13 protein-coding genes and 1 tRNA gene are annotated in these 15,820 nt (G+C 63.6%); 1 reads left to right on the plus strand and 13 read right to left on the minus strand.

What is annotated here, in order from left to right:
- Positions 1-140: 140 nt before the first annotated feature.
- Together ACNKU3_RS19310 and ACNKU3_RS19315 are read right to left on the minus strand one after the other, a co-directional pair.
- The gene (locus tag ACNKU3_RS19310) at positions 141-1,721 is read right to left on the minus strand and encodes an alpha/beta fold hydrolase (protein ID WP_418261206.1); all 1,581 of its coding nucleotides are present in this window, start codon (positions 1,719-1,721) and stop codon (positions 141-143) included.
- Positions 1,722-2,023: 302 nt separating this feature from the next.
- Positions 2,024-3,097 carry a glutamine synthetase beta-grasp domain-containing protein gene (locus tag ACNKU3_RS19315; protein ID WP_418261207.1) on the minus strand — a complete coding sequence of 358 codons (1,074 nt, stop codon included), beginning with the start codon at positions 3,095-3,097 and terminating at the stop codon, positions 2,024-2,026.
- A gap of 225 nt (positions 3,098-3,322) precedes the next feature.
- On the opposite strand from ACNKU3_RS19315, the gene ACNKU3_RS19320 reads away from it, so the two are divergent.
- Positions 3,323-5,356, plus strand: a complete 2,034-nt coding sequence (locus tag ACNKU3_RS19320) for a S9 family peptidase (protein ID WP_418261208.1) — start codon at positions 3,323-3,325, stop codon at positions 5,354-5,356.
- 36 nt (positions 5,357-5,392) lie between these two features.
- Here ACNKU3_RS19320 and ACNKU3_RS19325 read toward each other — a convergent pair whose 3' ends face one another.
- From ACNKU3_RS19325 to tolR, 11 genes are all read right to left on the minus strand, one after another.
- Positions 5,393-7,318, minus strand: a complete 1,926-nt coding sequence (locus ACNKU3_RS19325) for a diguanylate cyclase domain-containing protein (protein ID WP_418261209.1) — start codon at positions 7,316-7,318, stop codon at positions 5,393-5,395.
- Positions 7,319-7,485: 167 nt separating this feature from the next.
- A complete protein-coding gene (locus ACNKU3_RS19330) occupies positions 7,486-8,448 on the minus strand; it encodes a glycosyltransferase (protein WP_418261210.1) in 963 nt (320 codons plus the stop codon).
- A gap of 83 nt (positions 8,449-8,531) precedes the next feature.
- Positions 8,532-9,710 (minus strand): O-antigen ligase family protein, encoded by a 1,179-nt coding sequence (locus ACNKU3_RS19335; RefSeq protein WP_418261211.1) that lies wholly within the window; start codon positions 9,708-9,710, stop codon positions 8,532-8,534.
- A 415-nt stretch (positions 9,711-10,125) separates the two neighbouring features.
- A tRNA-Lys gene (locus tag ACNKU3_RS19340) sits at positions 10,126-10,201 on the minus strand.
- 78 nt (positions 10,202-10,279) lie between these two features.
- Positions 10,280-10,957: a 7-cyano-7-deazaguanine synthase QueC gene (gene queC / locus ACNKU3_RS19345; RefSeq protein WP_418261212.1), complete on the minus strand. Its 678-nt coding sequence runs from the start codon at positions 10,955-10,957 to the stop codon at positions 10,280-10,282.
- A gap of 15 nt (positions 10,958-10,972) precedes the next feature.
- Complete coding sequence (gene queE / locus ACNKU3_RS19350; protein WP_418261237.1) at positions 10,973-11,632, minus strand: 7-carboxy-7-deazaguanine synthase QueE; 660 nt, start codon at positions 11,630-11,632, stop codon at positions 10,973-10,975.
- Between the two features lie 175 nt (positions 11,633-11,807).
- A complete protein-coding gene (gene ybgF / locus ACNKU3_RS19355) occupies positions 11,808-12,413 on the minus strand; it encodes a tol-pal system protein YbgF (RefSeq protein WP_418261213.1) in 606 nt (201 codons plus the stop codon).
- A gap of 355 nt (positions 12,414-12,768) precedes the next feature.
- Complete coding sequence (gene pal, locus ACNKU3_RS19360; protein WP_418261214.1) at positions 12,769-13,293, minus strand: peptidoglycan-associated lipoprotein Pal; 525 nt, start codon at positions 13,291-13,293, stop codon at positions 12,769-12,771.
- 52 nt (positions 13,294-13,345) lie between these two features.
- Positions 13,346-14,647, minus strand: coding sequence for a Tol-Pal system beta propeller repeat protein TolB (gene tolB, locus ACNKU3_RS19365; protein ID WP_418261216.1), 1,302 nt, complete (start codon positions 14,645-14,647; stop codon positions 13,346-13,348).
- Positions 14,647-15,417, minus strand: coding sequence for a TonB family protein (locus ACNKU3_RS19370; protein ID WP_418261217.1), 771 nt, complete (start codon positions 15,415-15,417; stop codon positions 14,647-14,649). Before ACNKU3_RS19370 ends, tolB begins: the two co-directional genes overlap by 1 nt.
- A complete protein-coding gene (gene tolR, locus ACNKU3_RS19375) occupies positions 15,414-15,803 on the minus strand; it encodes a protein TolR (RefSeq protein WP_418261238.1) in 390 nt (129 codons plus the stop codon). The genes ACNKU3_RS19370 and tolR overlap by 4 nt, the downstream gene beginning before the upstream one ends.
- Positions 15,804-15,820 lie beyond the last annotated feature (17 nt).

Consider the following 15,820-nt stretch of genomic DNA (forward strand, 5'->3'; position numbering starts at 1 on the left):
TGAATGTCAGGCCATCAGGCCGAAGCGTGACCTTCAGCGTAGTCCAGTATCGGGAAATTTCTATTAAACTTGCTTTAACATTGGCGTCGTTTGAGTTGCTTTGATCAATGACGTGTGTCGATCCCGAGCCAAAGCCGTCTTCAATCCCGGTCGACAAACTCCCTGACCGCCTCGACAAACACCTGCGAGGCCGGCTCGCGACCCAGCAGCAGGTGGCCGTCACTTTCCAACCCGAGGAATTCCGCGCCGGGAATACTGGCGGCGATATCCCTCCCGGTCGCCACGGGAATGCGGTGATCGCCGAGGGAGTGAATCACCAGCGTCGGCACCGTCACCCGGGCCAGTCGTTGGCGCACATCGATATCGCCAAAGGCCGACAGGAAGCGCACCGCGTTTTCCGGCGAGGTGGTGAGGCGCTGGAATTCATTGAACCAGTTGAGTTCGTCGGTGCTCGCGCTGGGCAGGAAGGTGGAGGAGAAAATCTGCCGATAGGCGGGATTGTCCTGGCCCCAGCCCGAGGCGGTCAGTGTCATTACCGCCTCGCGCTCGCGAATGGTCTGCTCGCTGGCGTTGACCCGCCAGCCCTGGGGGTAACCGCCGAACAGGATCAGCCGGGAGACCCGTTCGGGGTGGCGCACCGCATACTCGATGGACACCGCAGCACCCTGGGAAATGCCGAGCAGCGCGAAGCGGTCCAGTCCGGCGGTATCGACCACGGTTTCGAGGTCGGTGACAAAGGCTTCGAAACTGAGGTCCGCCACATCCCAGTCGGAGAGGCCGTTGCCGCGCTCGTCGTAGCGGATGACCTGGTGGTCCCGGGCCAGTTCCCGGAACAGGGGGCTCCAGATGGGTGCATCCCAGTCCAGTTCGAGGTGGCTCAGCCAGTTGGCCGCCTTGACGATCGGCCTGCCCTCGCCAACGCTGGCATAGGCGATGCGCACCGCATCCGAGGCTGTACAGAACTGGATTTTCTGGCGGGCGAGAAATTGCCGCGGGGTATCCACTGCGGCCGGGCCGGGCACCGCCGCGGCCGCGGGCTGCGGCAACCAGGCGATGCCGGCATTCTGGAATCGCGCAGCCAGTTCCCCGCGCATTGCCGCCGCGTCGGACGCCCGGCCAAACTGCTCGAGACGGCTGACCAGGTGGGTCGCCGCGTCGGTACTGTAGGGCTCGCTGGCAGACCAGGCTCGGGCAACCGCCAGCACCCGCTCGGGGGCAAGGTCCCGGTGAACCGCCAGCCGCCGCAACGCCCGCCCCCTCAGTCGATGGATATCCTCGCGCTCTGCCGTCAGCCAGGCCTGGAACAGCGACTGGTCGGGCAGGTCCATGCTGTCGAGGAACGGTTCTGCGAGCGCTTCCAACAGGCGGTCCAGGCTGCCGATAGCCAGGTCGGGTGCTTCCAGGTCCGCCGCGAGCGATGCCAGGTCGACTTCCAGGTCCGGCGCCCCCAGGGACACCCGTTCGCGATCCGCATGCAGGCGTTCACCGGCGTCGTCATTGACCAGTGGCCGGATCTTGCTCAGGGACCAGCGCAGGGCGCCGCGAGGGTCATCGGGAATCTCCCAGAGTAATTCGCACAAGCGGTCGCGCCGGTGGGGGCGGCCGGTGATCGCCAGGTAGGCCAGCAGCGCCCGGGTGCGCCGGGATGCCGGCAGCTTCAGGGCTTTGCCGTCGCGCTCCACCGCGAATTCACCCAGGGTGCGTATCCGAAGTTTCCCCATTGCCTACCGCCTTCCTACCACTGAAATCCGGAAGATTCCGCGCTGCTTCACACGCTATACCCACGGCCATTCCTACTGTCCAGCCGGATAATCGCCCCTCTGTATCCGGGGAGGTACAGCTACCCGGGTCAAGAATTACGCCTTTCGCAGAGTATCATGAGTACACGCAGGCGCATTTCAAAAACGCGATTTTCCGGCACATTCCCCAGTATCCACCGCGGCCGAGCCATCTTCCCAAAGTCCGGCGGGACCCGCGAATTACCGACCGCATGATCACCCTGGCCACCGCGGTGCCGGGAAATTCAGGCCGCCCGCTCGCCCGGTTTCGACAGCAAGCGGCCTATCGCGCCCACCAGGCAACTGGCGACGACATAGGGATCCGCATTGGCCCCGGGGCGGCGATCCTCCAGGTAGCCCTGGCCCTGCTGGGCGACTGACTGGGGAATCCTGATAGAGGCGCCGCGGTGCGCAACGCCGTAGCTGAACGCGGCGAAGTCCGATGTCGATTGTCGACCGGTCAGGCGCTCCGCGAGGCGCTCGCCATAATGACGAAGATGATCGGCATGGACTTCCTCGAGGATATCGATGAGCCGGTAAATGGCGGCGAGCCCGAGGCCGGGATTCCGCGTCGACAGAGTGGAAAAACTGGTGTGCAGTCCCGCCCCGGCCCAGTCACCCGGCACGGGTTTCGGGTCCAGCGATACGCTGACGCCGAGGCGTTCACCGCAGCGGTACAGCAGATAACGCGCTACCCATAGATCGTCCGCTACGCGCAGCGCGCCCGGGTCTTCACCGCGGAATCCCCGCTGGCCGACCTGGAATTCCCACTGCCCCGGCATTCCACCGCCATTGCTGCCATAAAACAGGATCCCGGCTTTCACGCAGGCGGTGGCATGCGTGTCGACAAAATCCCGGCCACGAATGCAGTCACCGCCCACAGCGCAATAGTGTGACCCCTGGGGCCGCGGATTCGAGCCGGGTTCAAAACCCAGCGGCAGCCCGCTCTCGAACAGCGTGTATTGCTGTTCGAAGCCCAGCCAGGGGGACTCGTTCGCCGCAACGATATCCAGCAGCGCCCGCAGCTGGATACGCTTGTTGGAGGAGTGGGGCCTGCCGTCCGCGGCAAGGACTTCACACAGCACCAGGAAATGGTGGCCGGGGCGCAGGGGATCCCGGTAGACGCGCACCGGTTGTAACAGGCAATCGGCGTTGTCGCTGCTGGCCTGGCCCGTGGAGGAACCGTCGAAACCCCAGCTCGGGAAATCCGCCGGTGCGGGGTTGCCGGGCACGCTCACGACGCGCGCCCTGGAACGAAGTTGGGCGGTCGGGCGGGTACCGTCAATCCAGAGGTACTCCGCAAATACAATGTTGTTCATGGTGGACTCCTGTCGGAATGATTGTCTTGTCTCTGGCTCCGGAGGGTCCGCCCATCGCGGCCGGATTCCGGGGATCAATGACATCGTCCGGCAAGAGCGTGGAAGGGGCCGTGACCGCAGCGTGGTAAAGAGCGTGGTAATTGCCCGTAAGTGGCCAAAAATGCGCTGACCGCTGCGAGGCAGTCGTACCCGGCTATACTCTGGAACTTTGCAGGAGGAAACCGCATGCAACGGATACTGTTCGTTCTGGCAATCGCCTTTTTCACTGGCTGCGCAGGCAGCGCGGGAACGGGCAAAAGTGCTGCCGAGGCCGCCAGCCTGATCAATCGCGAGGCAATCTTCGGCAATCCCCAGCGCACCCAGGGCCGCATCAGCCCCGACGGCCGCCACCTCAGCTGGATTGCGCCGAAAGACGGTGTCCTGAATGTGTGGGTCGCCCCCGCCGCTGCGCCGGACCAGGCCGTTGCGGTAACCGGCGATACCTACCGCGGTATCCGTTTACATTACTGGGCCCCCAACTCGGCCTATATCTACTATGTGCAGGACCAGGGGGGGGACGAAAACTTCCACGTCTACGCCAGCGACATCAGCACCGGCGAAGTCCGTGACCTGACTCCGGTGGCGCCGGGTGCGCGGGCAAGCATCCAGGCACTGTCGCGGGACAAGCCGGACTACATCCTGGTCGGCCTCAATGAACGCGACCCGCAGTATGTCGACCTCTACCTGGTGGACGTGCGCAGCGGCGAGCGCACCCTGGTCGCGGAAAACCCCGGTTACGCCTCGTGGATCGTCGACCATAGCCTGACTCCCCGTTTCGGCGTCATCCAGTCCCCGGGCGGAGTTTCCCGGGTCGTCGACATGCAGGGCAAGCAGCTCACGACCATTCCCGCCGAGGACTTCATGATCACCAGTGCCGTGGGTTTCAACGCCACCAACGACCGCATCTACATAATCGACAGCCGCGGTCGCAACACTGCCGCCCTGGTTTCCGTCAGCGCGGAAGACGGCTCTGTCGAAGTGATTGCCAGCGACCCGCGCGCCGATATCAATAATGTCCTGCTGCACCCGACGACCCGCGAACCCCTGGCCTACAGTTCCGAATACCTGCGCGCCAGGTGGCACGCGCTGGACCCCGCCGCCGCCAAAGACCTGCAATTCCTGGAGTCGCAGCTGGAGGGCGACATCCAGATAACCGCCACGACCGACGACCTGTCGCGCATGGTAGTGCATGCGGAATCCGCCACCGCCCCCGGGGTGTACTACCTGTACGACCGCGAACAGCAGGCGCTCACGCCGATGTTCGCCACGCGACCGGAGCTGGAAGGCGCCCCCCTGCAGGCGATGTGGCCGGTCGAGATCCCCGCGCGCGACGGGCTGACACTGGTTTCCTATCTCACGCTGCCGCCGGGCAGTGACAGCGACGGCGACGGCCGGCCGGAGCAGCCGGTCCCCCTGGTACTCGCCGTGCACGGTGGCCCCTGGGTCCGGGACAGCTACGGTTACAACAGCTGGCACCAGTGGCTCGCCAACCGCGGCTACGCGGTACTTTCGGTGAATTACCGCGGCTCCACCGGCTTCGGCAAGGATTTCGTCAATGCGGCCATTCACGAATTCTCGGGCAAGATGCACGACGACCTGATCGACGGTGTGGACTGGGCGATCAACGCGGGCATCACCCGGCCCGACACAGTCGCCATCGCCGGTGGATCCTATGGCGGTTACGCCACCCTGATCGGCGTGACCTTCACCCCCGACAGGTTTGCCTGCGGTGTCGACCTGGTCGGCCCTTCCAGCCTGGTCACCCTGGTGGAGAGCTTCCCGGAATACTGGAAGCCCCTGCTGGAGGGCTCCTGGTACAAATTTGTCGGCAATCCGGAAGTGGCAGCGGACCGCGCGGACATGCTCTCCCGCTCAGCCATCTCCAGGGTGGATCACATCCGCGCCCCGCTGCTTATCGGCCAGGGTGAAAACGACCCGCGGGTGACCAAACTGGAGTCCGACCAACTGGTGGCAACCATGGAAGAGAAAGGCCTGCCGGTCACCTATGTGAATTTCCCCGACGAGGGCCACGGCTTCGCCCGACCGGAAAACCGGCTGGCCTTTTACGCGGTGATGGAAGGCTTCCTGGCCCACGAGTGCCTGGGAGGCCGCGCCCAGCCGGTTGAAAACGACTTCGAGGGTTCAACCATCGAAGTACTGGCGGGCGCGGAAAACGTGAAGGGACTGGCTGACGCACTGGCCAGGAGCGAGGGCAAGTGATGCCCCAGCGGCGACGGAAACCAGCGCCGCTCCTTATCAGCCCGTGCGGGCGGTTTTCCGGCTGCCCACGATGGCTGCGTCCGGCGTATCGAGACTGCTGGCGAGCATGACCCGATCGCGGCCCGCGGCCTTGGCGCTGTAGAGCGCGGCGTCCGCCCGATTGACCAGGCCCTGGAAGTCCGCGGCGGCGCCACCCGCCGCCACCCCAAGGCTGGCGGTGAAATCTACGGTAATGCGGCCAGCATGCTGGAAGCGCGCGCTCTCCTTCACCGCCCGGCGCATGGTCTCCGCACGCACGCGGGCCTGTTCGGCGGTGTGGCGGGGGAGGATGACAATGAACTCCTCGCCACCCAGGCGACCCAGTAGCTCCCCCTTGTCGAGGCAACCACCGAGGGCGGCCACCGTCGACCGCAAGGCCCGGTCCCCCACCTCGTGACCGTAGCGGTCGTTGACCCGCTTGAAATGATCGATATCGATCAGTACCACGGCCAACGGCTGCTGCCTGCGCGTTGCGCGCTGGAACAGTTGGTTGCCGCGCTCGAAAACCCGGGCGCGGTTGGCGACCCCGGTGAGAAAGTCGGTCGAGGCGCGCTCCCGGTGCAGGCGCAGGCGGTATACCAGCCAGCTCGCCAGGCCCACCAGTATCAGCGCCAGCAGGCCGAGAATCAGGTTCGACTGCCGGGCCAGGCGCGCGCTGTCTTCCGCCCGCGCCAGCTCCAGGTTCTGCAATTCCAGGCGCTGCTTCAGCAGGTCCGACTCGTAGGCCGCGATCTTGCTCTCGTGTTCCGCGGTGAACAGGCGGGTGTTGGCGTCGAGAAAGGCGATACGCTTGTCCAGCTCCCGCTGGCGCCACGCCTGTAGCGCGGTGACCAGCAGCTCACTGTCGTTGCGGGTGATGGCATCCGCCAGGCGGCTGTAATACTGGTACTCCGCGTCATCGGCTCCCGCGGCCGCAGCATATTCCTGCAAATCCGCGCGCGCCCCCGGCAGGTCCTGCTGCCAGAACCGCGCGATTCCACGCAGCATCCGGGAGTGATGGACGAAGCGGGTTTCCGCGGTAGTCGGGCCGAGCTCAATCGCCGCGCCCAGCGCCGCCTCCGCGGCGGCGTAGTCTCCCCGGGCCAACGCCAGTCGGCCCCGGTTGAAGCGGGTAAAGAACGCGTAGTCGTTGTCGTCTCCGGCCCGCTCCGCTATCGAAGACAAGGCCTGCACGTGTTGCTCGGCCTCTGCCCAGCGACCCAGCGGGATCGCGGAGCCAACGAGGTTATGCAGCATGTTGAAAGCATCAGACTCCTCGCCCTGGTCGCGCCAGATCAGGTAGGCGTGGTAGTAGGCGTCGTAACTCCGGTCGTAGAGATCGAGACTGCGGTACAGGTTGCCGCTGACATTGAAAATCATGGCCTGTGCGTCTTTCGCCAGCTTCGCCTGCAAGGCCACATCCATGGCCTCCTGCAGGTCGGCCATGGCCCGGCGCACTGTCTCCGGCTGGTCATAGCAAAAGGCCCGCTTGACCAGGGCCTCGACCTGCACCTCGGCATTGCCGAGGTCCCGCGCGATGGCCACAGCTCGCTCCCGGTCCGGGCAGTAGTCCTCGCGCTCGCCCGTCCGCAGGTAGGTAATGTAGGACCGCTCGCCGAGGGACTGCACGAGCTCCTCGCCGGGCGGCAGCGCTTCCAGCATATGCACAGAGCGATCATAGGCGTCGAAGGCGTCGTCTATGGCGTTGAAGGATTCGTAGCGGTAGCCGATTTCCCTGAGCAGGGCGGCTTTTTCGAGGCCCGGCTCCAGGCGTTCGTCGAGCGAGTGGTCGAAACCCTGGATACCGCTGAGACTGTCCTGCGCCTCCAGTTCCGCGAGCAGAGCATCCCGGGTATCGGCGGAGGCTGGCAGGACAGATAGCGCGAGGCATAACCCGGCTGCGGACAGCCAACTGGCCGCCGGTTGATGGACTTTGAAATTCACGTTGTGCCCCCAGCCCCACCCCTTGCAGGGCAACGCTACCACGTCGCTACCGGATGTTGTTCTGCTTGCATGTTTCCGTGCGAGTGCACGGCAGTAACCGAGACTAACCCATGGGCGTCCAGGCGGGCAACGCAGGGCGCCAGTCGCGCCGCTCTCCTGCACCGGTTTCAGCGCGAGTAATAGTTGAGACCTCGGCCACTCAGGCTGGTGTAAATGATGCCCCAGGATTTTGCCAGCCGGTAGAGGTGATGGCGGAACTGGTTCGGTGAAAACACCGAGAAAGGCAGTAACACCAGCGAGACCAGGAACTTCAGGCAAGCCGCACCCAACAGACGCAGCCGGCGCCGGCGATCCCCGTGGACCATTGCCAGGTTGATCTGGGAACAGCCATTTTTCATACCGCGACGCAGCAAGCCGCGCAGCGAGTAGCGTTCGCAGTCATGACTGCGCTGAATGATCGAGCGCTCAGCACAGGCCAGCGTTGCGCCCAGGCGGTGGGCGCGCAGGAAAAAGTCCTTGTCCTCCCCCCCTGAAAAACGGAAATGGTGGTCAAAAACCGGGCCTGCTGCACCCACCCGCTCAAGAATTTCACGCCCTGCAAGGAGGTTACAACCGGAGGCGAAATGCGGCAGGCCGTAGCGCCGCTCCTTGTTGCGCTTGGGTTTGTCGGGTGAACGGAAGATTCCGGATTCCCTGACCCACGGCGGCAGATCCGCATCCAGCACCCACGAGCCGAAAACCAGGTCAGCGCCACTGGTCGACTGCTGTTCCAGGAGGCGCAGCAACCAGTCGGGGCGCGGTCGATCATCGTCGTCGATGAAGGCAACAAAGTCGGCGTTGCGTGCCAACGCCACCGCCACCGCGCGATTGCGGGCGTAGGTAAGCCCCGGTTGCGGCTCCTCCGCGTAATGCAGAACGATCGGCAGGGAGGGCGCCATCCGCTCACAGAGTTCACGGGTTTCCCGACCCGGACGGTTGTCGATGACAATGAGTTCAACGCGCTCCGGCGGATATTCTTCCAGGTCGATAGCCGACAGCACATCCAGCAGTCCCGCGAGTTGCCGTGATCGCCCGTGCGTGCATACGCAGATCGCGATACGGGGCACTGCAAGTAAATTGGCGGCGGTCATGTCTGTCTGCTATCCCACCATACAACCGGCGCCGGTCAGGCTGGCCAGCTTCGCGACGGAGCAACTGGGGACTCGCTTGGCCATCATGCCCGGGACACCCCGCCAGCACGCGTGCGATCCCGTTCGCGATATGCCGGCCACACTGCCATTACCAGGGCCACCGGCAGCCAGAAGAACAGCCAGAGTTCCGTGGGATGAACCAGCAGGCGGTCGTAGTCGAGGACGAGGGAGAGCGCACCATACAACAGCAACGCCAGGTAGATTGGCTCGCCGGAGCGCGTGCGCATCTGCCAGCCCCATCGCAGGGCGACGGCCAGGAGAACGAGCAGAAGGACGACACCAACGGCGCCGCCATCGCGCAGGGTTGCCAGATAGCTGTTATGGGCATGGCTGAAGAGCTTACCATAAGCAGGGACCACGGTATCGACCAGGTAACCGTGCCCGAACCAGAAGTGATCCGGCACTTCGCTCAGCACCTGCGCCCAGATTCCGGGGCGGAAAGAAAACAACAGGACTCGCGCGTTCCACAGCCCCGGCGTCACCGCCACCAGCAGCCAACTGGCGGCCACAGTTGCGATGACCGGAGCAATGGCGCGGCGCCCGACCAGGGCAAACAGTCCGACACAGACGGCCAGCAATGCGGTACGCGACTGGGTCAGCACAACCAGCCCGGCCAGGATCAACGCCGCGGCGAGATACATCAGTTTTTCCCGGCGCGCATCGGACCTGCGCAATTGGTGGATTGCCAGCACCAGGAAGAGTCCGTAGGCACAGCCGCTCTTGTTCGGATGATGCATCACCCCCAGCGGTTCGAGTCGCGAATCCGGGAAGGGGTTGTGCAGGTACCATACTACCGTCGACACCAGTGCGGCGGCCGCCGCCAGCCACACGGCCCGGCCGGCAAGGTACTGCATCTGTTGCGGGTAACTGACCCAGAGGTAGCCGCTAAGCAGTACAAAGGAGAGGACACAGAATCCGTACCAGGTTACCCAGAAGGCTCCGATCCCGCTGAAGTTCGCGGTCCAGGCCAGTGAGGACAACATGTAACCGGCGTACACCAGGATCAACCCGGCCAGGAGGTTGTGGCGGTAGAACGCCAGCAGTTCTCGCCACAGCAGCAAAACCGCGGGAACTACCAGGATGTAGAACACGCGCCGATGCCCCGCGGCCATTGGCATCAGGAAAAATCCGGCGACAAAAATAGCGTAGAGGTAGACCACGCCACCGCCCAGCAGAAACTGGCGAAGCTTAGCGAGGCCCATGGTCAGCGAAGCGTCGCGATACCTTCCGGTATGCCTGCCCCGGATCCCCACCCGGGTTCGCCCGAAGCCTCCGCCAGTTGCACCATCGACAGCTCGCAGCCCGGTAGTGGCCGCAGTGCTGATTCGGAGGCTTCAATCATGCGCATCACCCGATCCAGTGTCCTTTTTTCTCCAGTGTATAACACTCGCTGAAGTAAAGGTGATCCACGGATAAGGATTACAGGAATCGGCCGCTGAGAATGGCCGGAAGGGCGAAGGCTGCCGCCAGAAGTTGCTTGCAGGCACAGGCACTCGCGCGGAGAACGGCCGGCCTGATCCTGCACGGGACGGAAACAGGGCTAAACGACGTGCTTCGCAGCCAAACGTATTTAGAGGGTAGTGTCAAAAGCCGCAACGAGACTTGCGCTGGGCGAAATGGTGGGCCGTGCTGGATTCGAACCAGCGACCAATTGGTTAAAAGCCAACTGCTCTACCAACTGAGCTAACGGCCCTCAGAGGAGGTGCGTATCTTACGGATTTAGGAAGAAAACTCAAGCCCCGGGAAGTCATTTTTTCCGCTGACGGTTATCTTAGCCGTAGCGGGTTGGATCCGCCACGCCGGCATCGATGAAACCCTGGCGACGCAGGCGGCAGGCATCGCATTTGCCGCAGGCCACACCCTCGTCGGAGGCCTGGTAGCAGGACACGGTGAGCGCGTAATCCACCCCCAGCGCCAGCCCCTGGCGGATGATCTCATCCTTGCCCATGTTCATCAGCGGCGCGTGGATAGTCAGTTTGTGACCCTCGACACCGAGCCGGGTCGCCAGGTTGGCCATGGTTTCGAAGGCCGCGACATATTCCGGGCGACAATCGGGGTAGCCGGAGTAATCCACGGCGTTTACACCGATAAATATATCCTGGGCGCCCAGCACCTCCGCCCAGCCCAGGGCGATGGACAGAAACACAGTATTGCGCGCCGGCACATAGGTCACCGGAATCCCGGTGGTCTCGGTTTCCGGTACGGCGATAGCGGCATCGGTCAACGCAGAGCCGCCGATACTGTCGAGGTTGAGCTTCACCACCTTGTGTTCGACATCGCCGAGAGCGGCAGAGACCCGCTCCGCTGCCAGCAATTCGGCGCGGTGCCGTTGGCCGTAATCGAAACTCAGTGTGTAACAGGCATAACCCTGCTTGCGAGCCATGGCCAGTACGGTGGCCGAATCCAGTCCACCGGAGACCAGGATGACGGCAGGTTTTTGTCCACTCATATGCGCTCCGCCCCGTCAGTGCCCCGGTTCGTCGTTCCACAGGAGCTTATGCAACTGCAACTGCATGCGCACCGGCAGGTTGTCCTCCAGCATCCACTCGGCCAGTTGCCGTCCGGGCAAATCCGCGTGGCTGGGCGAGAACAGTACGTCGGACACCCGGGAGACCAGGTCATACTTGTCGAGGGTGAAACGCGCCCACTCGTAGTCCTCGCGGTTGCAGACCACAAACTTTACCTGGTCCCTGTGCGTCAACAGGGGGATGTTGTCATAGTCATTGCGCGACATCTCGCCGGAAGCCGGCGTTTTCAGGTCCAGCACCTTGACCACCCGCGGGTCCACACCCGCTACACTCAGCGCGCCGCTGGTTTCCAGCGAAACCTCGTAGCCCGCATCGCACAGGCGGGCAAGCAGGGGCAGGCAGTTGGGCTGCGCCAGGGGTTCGCCACCGGTGACCGTGACAAAGCGCGGATTGAAACTACCCACCGTCGCCAGGATATCGTCGATTTGGCGAATTTCCCCGCCGCTGAATGCGTAGGCAGTATCACAGTAGACACAGCGCAGCGGGCAACCCGTCAGGCGCACGAACACCGTGGGCAGGCCCACGGTGCGGGTCTCGCCCTGCAGCGAATAGAAAATTTCCGTGATTCGCAGGGTATCTGCGCCCTGCGCCTGCATGTTGCTCATGTTGGTTCCCGGCGTGGTAAAGCCTGGCGGTTGTCTGGAAAAGGGTAGCCGATTTTGCGGTGATGAAAACACATCGGGCCTGAACCCGGGTCACACGCCCGACCCGGTCATGGCTCGGGCGCGCTGTGTTTGCGGCTGCGTTTAACAGGTGCCGGCAGGGCGCCCGTCAAAAGTTCTGGGTGATGAAATCCCTGGCCATCTGTACCGCGGAACTGTTGCTGTTACCGTACTCGTTGATAACCCGGTCGAGGTATTCGCGCGACTTGGCGCGATTGCCCTTGAGGTAATACACCTTGCCCAGCTTGAACATGGCATCGGGTGCCTTGGGGTTATCCGGGTACTCGCTGAGCAGCAGTGAAAAGGCCTGCCGGGACGCTTCCGGATCCGGCGGGTCGATGACCAGGTACAGTTCGCCGAGCCAGTAATGGGCGTTGGGGGCGTACTTGCCGTCCGGGTACTGCCGCAGGAAAGCATTGAATGCGTCTACCGCGGGTTTGAAGGACTGCTCCCTCACCAGGGCGTAGGCCGCGCGATAGGCATCGGCCTCACCGGGGATTTCCTGGGCCGAACCCATGGCGATGGCGCCGCCAGCCGCCGGGGCTACCGAGGCCGAGGGGCCCGCGCCAGCCGCGCTGCCACCGAGGCGCTGGTCGAGATCGCGGTAGCGATCCAGGCTCTGGGATTTCAGCTGGTTGAGCTCGTTGCTCAGTTCTTCCACCCGGCCATTGAGCCGCATGACTTCCTGGCGCAATTGCTGGACTTCATTAAACATCGCCCCCATACCGCCAACCGCGGCAGTATCTGCCTGCACGGGAGGTGCACTGAGGGAAGACTGCGGGGCACTGGTCACCGCGGGGCCGGCCGGGCCGTCATTCATTCCGTAACTGGTGGCGGGGGCCGTTGATCCTGGGGGGGCCGCGTAGTCGGGCGCGGCGGAGCCTGCACTGTAGTCACCCGGGGAGCTAGCCTCCGGTGAGGCAGTGGCTGGTGATGCGGGAGTGGTACGCGAACCGCGCTCCGCTTCCACATCCACGTAATCCTGTGCACAGGCCGTAAAACAGAACGGGCTGGTCACCAGGACCAGCCCGCTTGCCACAAGCCATTTGCTTATGTTCGCCATAGGCGTATTACTTCAGTTCGACGCGCCGGTTCTGCGCCCAGTTGGACTCGCCGCTGCCCATGGCCAGCGGACGCTCTTCACCGTAGCTGACGGTTTCGATGCGGTAGCTGGGGAGGCCATTGACAACCATGTAGTCGCGAACTGCGTTGGCACGACGCTCGCCCAGGGCCATGTTGTACTCACGGGTACCACGCTCGTCGGTGTTGCCTTCCAGGCGCACGGACTCTTCATTGGACTTGTAGTACGCGATATAGGCGTTCAGGGCTTCGATCGCTTCGGGCTTCAGGGTGTAGCTGTCGAAATCAAAGTAGAAGACGTTGCCGTAAGTGGCGGCGGCGTCTTTCAGACGTTGCTGCTCGGCGGCGGCAGCGGCAGCGATGCGCTGCTGTTCCGCCTGGGCGGCAGCTGCTGCATCAGCCGCAGCTTTCGCTGCTGCATCGTCGTCTTTTTTCGCACTGCTGGAGCAGGCAGCCACGAGCACTGCAGTCAGCAGTACGATCAGTGCTTTACCGGCAACAGGCAAATATTTCATATGTCCCTTCCTTAAAGAGAAAAAGTTCGTTACAAAAACGTTTAGAGCCCGGTCAGCGGCTCATATAGGGTGACCAAGCCGGCTCGCGCACGTCACCTTCCCGTGCCGGCAGCCTGAACTTAACACCGCCGTCCACAGATACTGCTGCCAGTATTCCGCGGCCGTCATGTTTAGTCGCGTACAATACCATAGAGCCATTAGGCGCGATACTGGGGCTTTCGTCCAATTCTGTGGAAGTGAGAATTTGTACCCGATTTGTCACCAGGTCCACCACGGCGATGTGGAAACGGCGGTCCTGCTGGTGCACCAGCACCACGTTGCGGCCGTCCTGGGCAACCCGTGCACGGGCGTTGTAACCGCCTTCAAAAGTCACCCGGTCGATATTGCCGGTGCGCAGTGTATAGCGGTAAATCTGCGGCCGACCGCCGCGATCGGAGGTAAAGAGGATGGCGCTGCCGTCGGGCATCCAGGTCGGTTCGGTGTCGATCGCGTAGTGCTTGGTCAGGCGGGTCAGTTTCTTGGTCGCCAGGTTCATCAGGTAGAGGTCGGGACTGCCGTCCTTGGACAGCACCATGGCCATGTTCTGGCCATCCGGCGACCACGCCGGTGAACTGTTGAGGCCCTTGAAGTTGGTCAGCTGCTCGCGGGCCCCGGTGGTCAGGTTCTGCCGGTAGATGGCCGGGCGACCGGTCTCGAAGGACACGTACGCAATCTGCTTGCCGTCCGGCGACCAGTTCGGCGCCAGCACCGGTTCGCGGGATTCCAGCAGCACGATGGGCCGCGCGCCGTCCGAGTCCGCGAGGGTCAGGCGGAAGTAATCCTTCTGGCCCGGCACGTGGGTTACCGCGACATACAGCAGGCGGGTCGCAAAGGCGCCGGGGATTCCGGTCAGTTTTTCATAGATCGCATCGGAGACCCGATGGGCGATCATCCGCGCCTCGTTGACCGGGCCGCTTTCACTGCCCGTCGCCGCCTGCTTCTGGCGCACCACGTCGTAGAGTTCGTAATCCACCCGCATCTGGGTGCCCTGGGTGGATACCTTGCCGATCAGCAGGTACTCGGCGCTGATGGCGCGCCAGTCGCGGTAGAAAATATCCTGCTCGCGGCTCGGGCGCCCTAGCATGTCGTTGCGCGAGATCGGCGCGAACTGGCCGCTGCGCGACAGGTCGGAATCGACGATCGCCGCGATGTCTTCCGGCGACGCGGCGCCTTCGCCCTGCCAGGCGAAGGGCACGACGGCTATCGCCGTGGGGTTGTCGATGCCCTGGGTAATCTCGATGGCGAGTTCCGCTCGCGCGCCGAGGGTCACAAGGGACAATACAACGGGCACAAGTGCCAATAGCAAGCGTTTCATCAGTAACGTAAATCCTCTGGTCTGAAAATCAGGCGAAAGCGCCTGAAGGTCCGTTCAAATTCCTCGCGCGGCAGGTTGCGCAACTCGGGAAAACTGCCCGCCTTGTTCACCGCGTTCACCGCGGAGTTGTCGAAGGCCGCGTTGCCACTCGAGCGTATCACCTGCACGCTGACAATTTCACCCGTGGGCACCAGTTGCAGGCGCAGTTCCGCCTCCATGCCGTTGCGGGCGCTGGGCGGACGGCTCCAGTATCCCACCACCGTCTGCTGGATCAGGGCGGCGTAACTGTTGGCCAACTCATCCGCCGTTGCCGCCGCCTCCAGTGCCTGGTTCTCGGAGGAGATGGCCCGGGCCAGGTCCTGGCGGGCTATCCGCGCCAGTTCCTCGTCGGAGATACGCGGTTCGGGCCTGGGCTCCGGTTTCGGCTCTGCCTTCGGTTGCGGCTTGGGTTCCGCCTTGGGCTTCGGGGTCGGCTTGGGCTCCACCTTCGGTTTCGGTTCTACCTTCGGCTGGGGCCTGGGTTTGGATTCCACCTTCGGCTGTGGTTTGGGCGCCGGTTTCGGCTTGGCTTTCAGCTCACTGGCGTCGACCAGGCGGGCCTCGATGGCCTTGGGGATGACCCGCGCCTGGATGACTTTCGGCTCCGAGCTGCTGCCCCAGTGAAACAGCATGGCGGCCAGAATCAGCAAATGCAGGGCGACCGACGCAAGCGCCGGGCGCACGACGATGCGCGGCATCACCGGCGGGGCATAGACCGAATCCGCGTTCAATTCGGGTCCTCGGTCACCAGGCCGACGCTGGGGGCTCCCGCTTCCTGCAGGGCGACCATGACCGTGACTACCTGGCCGTAGGGTACGGCGCGGTCGCCCCAGATCAGTACGGGGGTATCCGGTTTGCGGCGGATCACCGTGGACACCCGCTCGCGAATAGTCGCCAGCTCCAGCACCTGCTTCTCGTTGCCGAGATTCAGGAACAGCTGGCCCTGGGCGTCGACCGAGACGATCAGCGGCTCGCTGTCCTGGTTTTCCACCGGCTCGGCGCTGGCCTCGGGCAGGTCCACCTGCACCCCCTGCATCAGCATGGGCGCGGTAACCATGAATATAATCAGCAGGACCAGCATCACGTCGATATAGGGTACGACGTTGATCTGCGACATCGGCTGGCGCTTGTTTC

The sequence above is a fragment of the Haliea sp. E17 genome (assembly GCF_048323675.1).
Classification (GTDB): domain Bacteria; phylum Pseudomonadota; class Gammaproteobacteria; order Pseudomonadales; family Halieaceae; genus Mangrovimicrobium.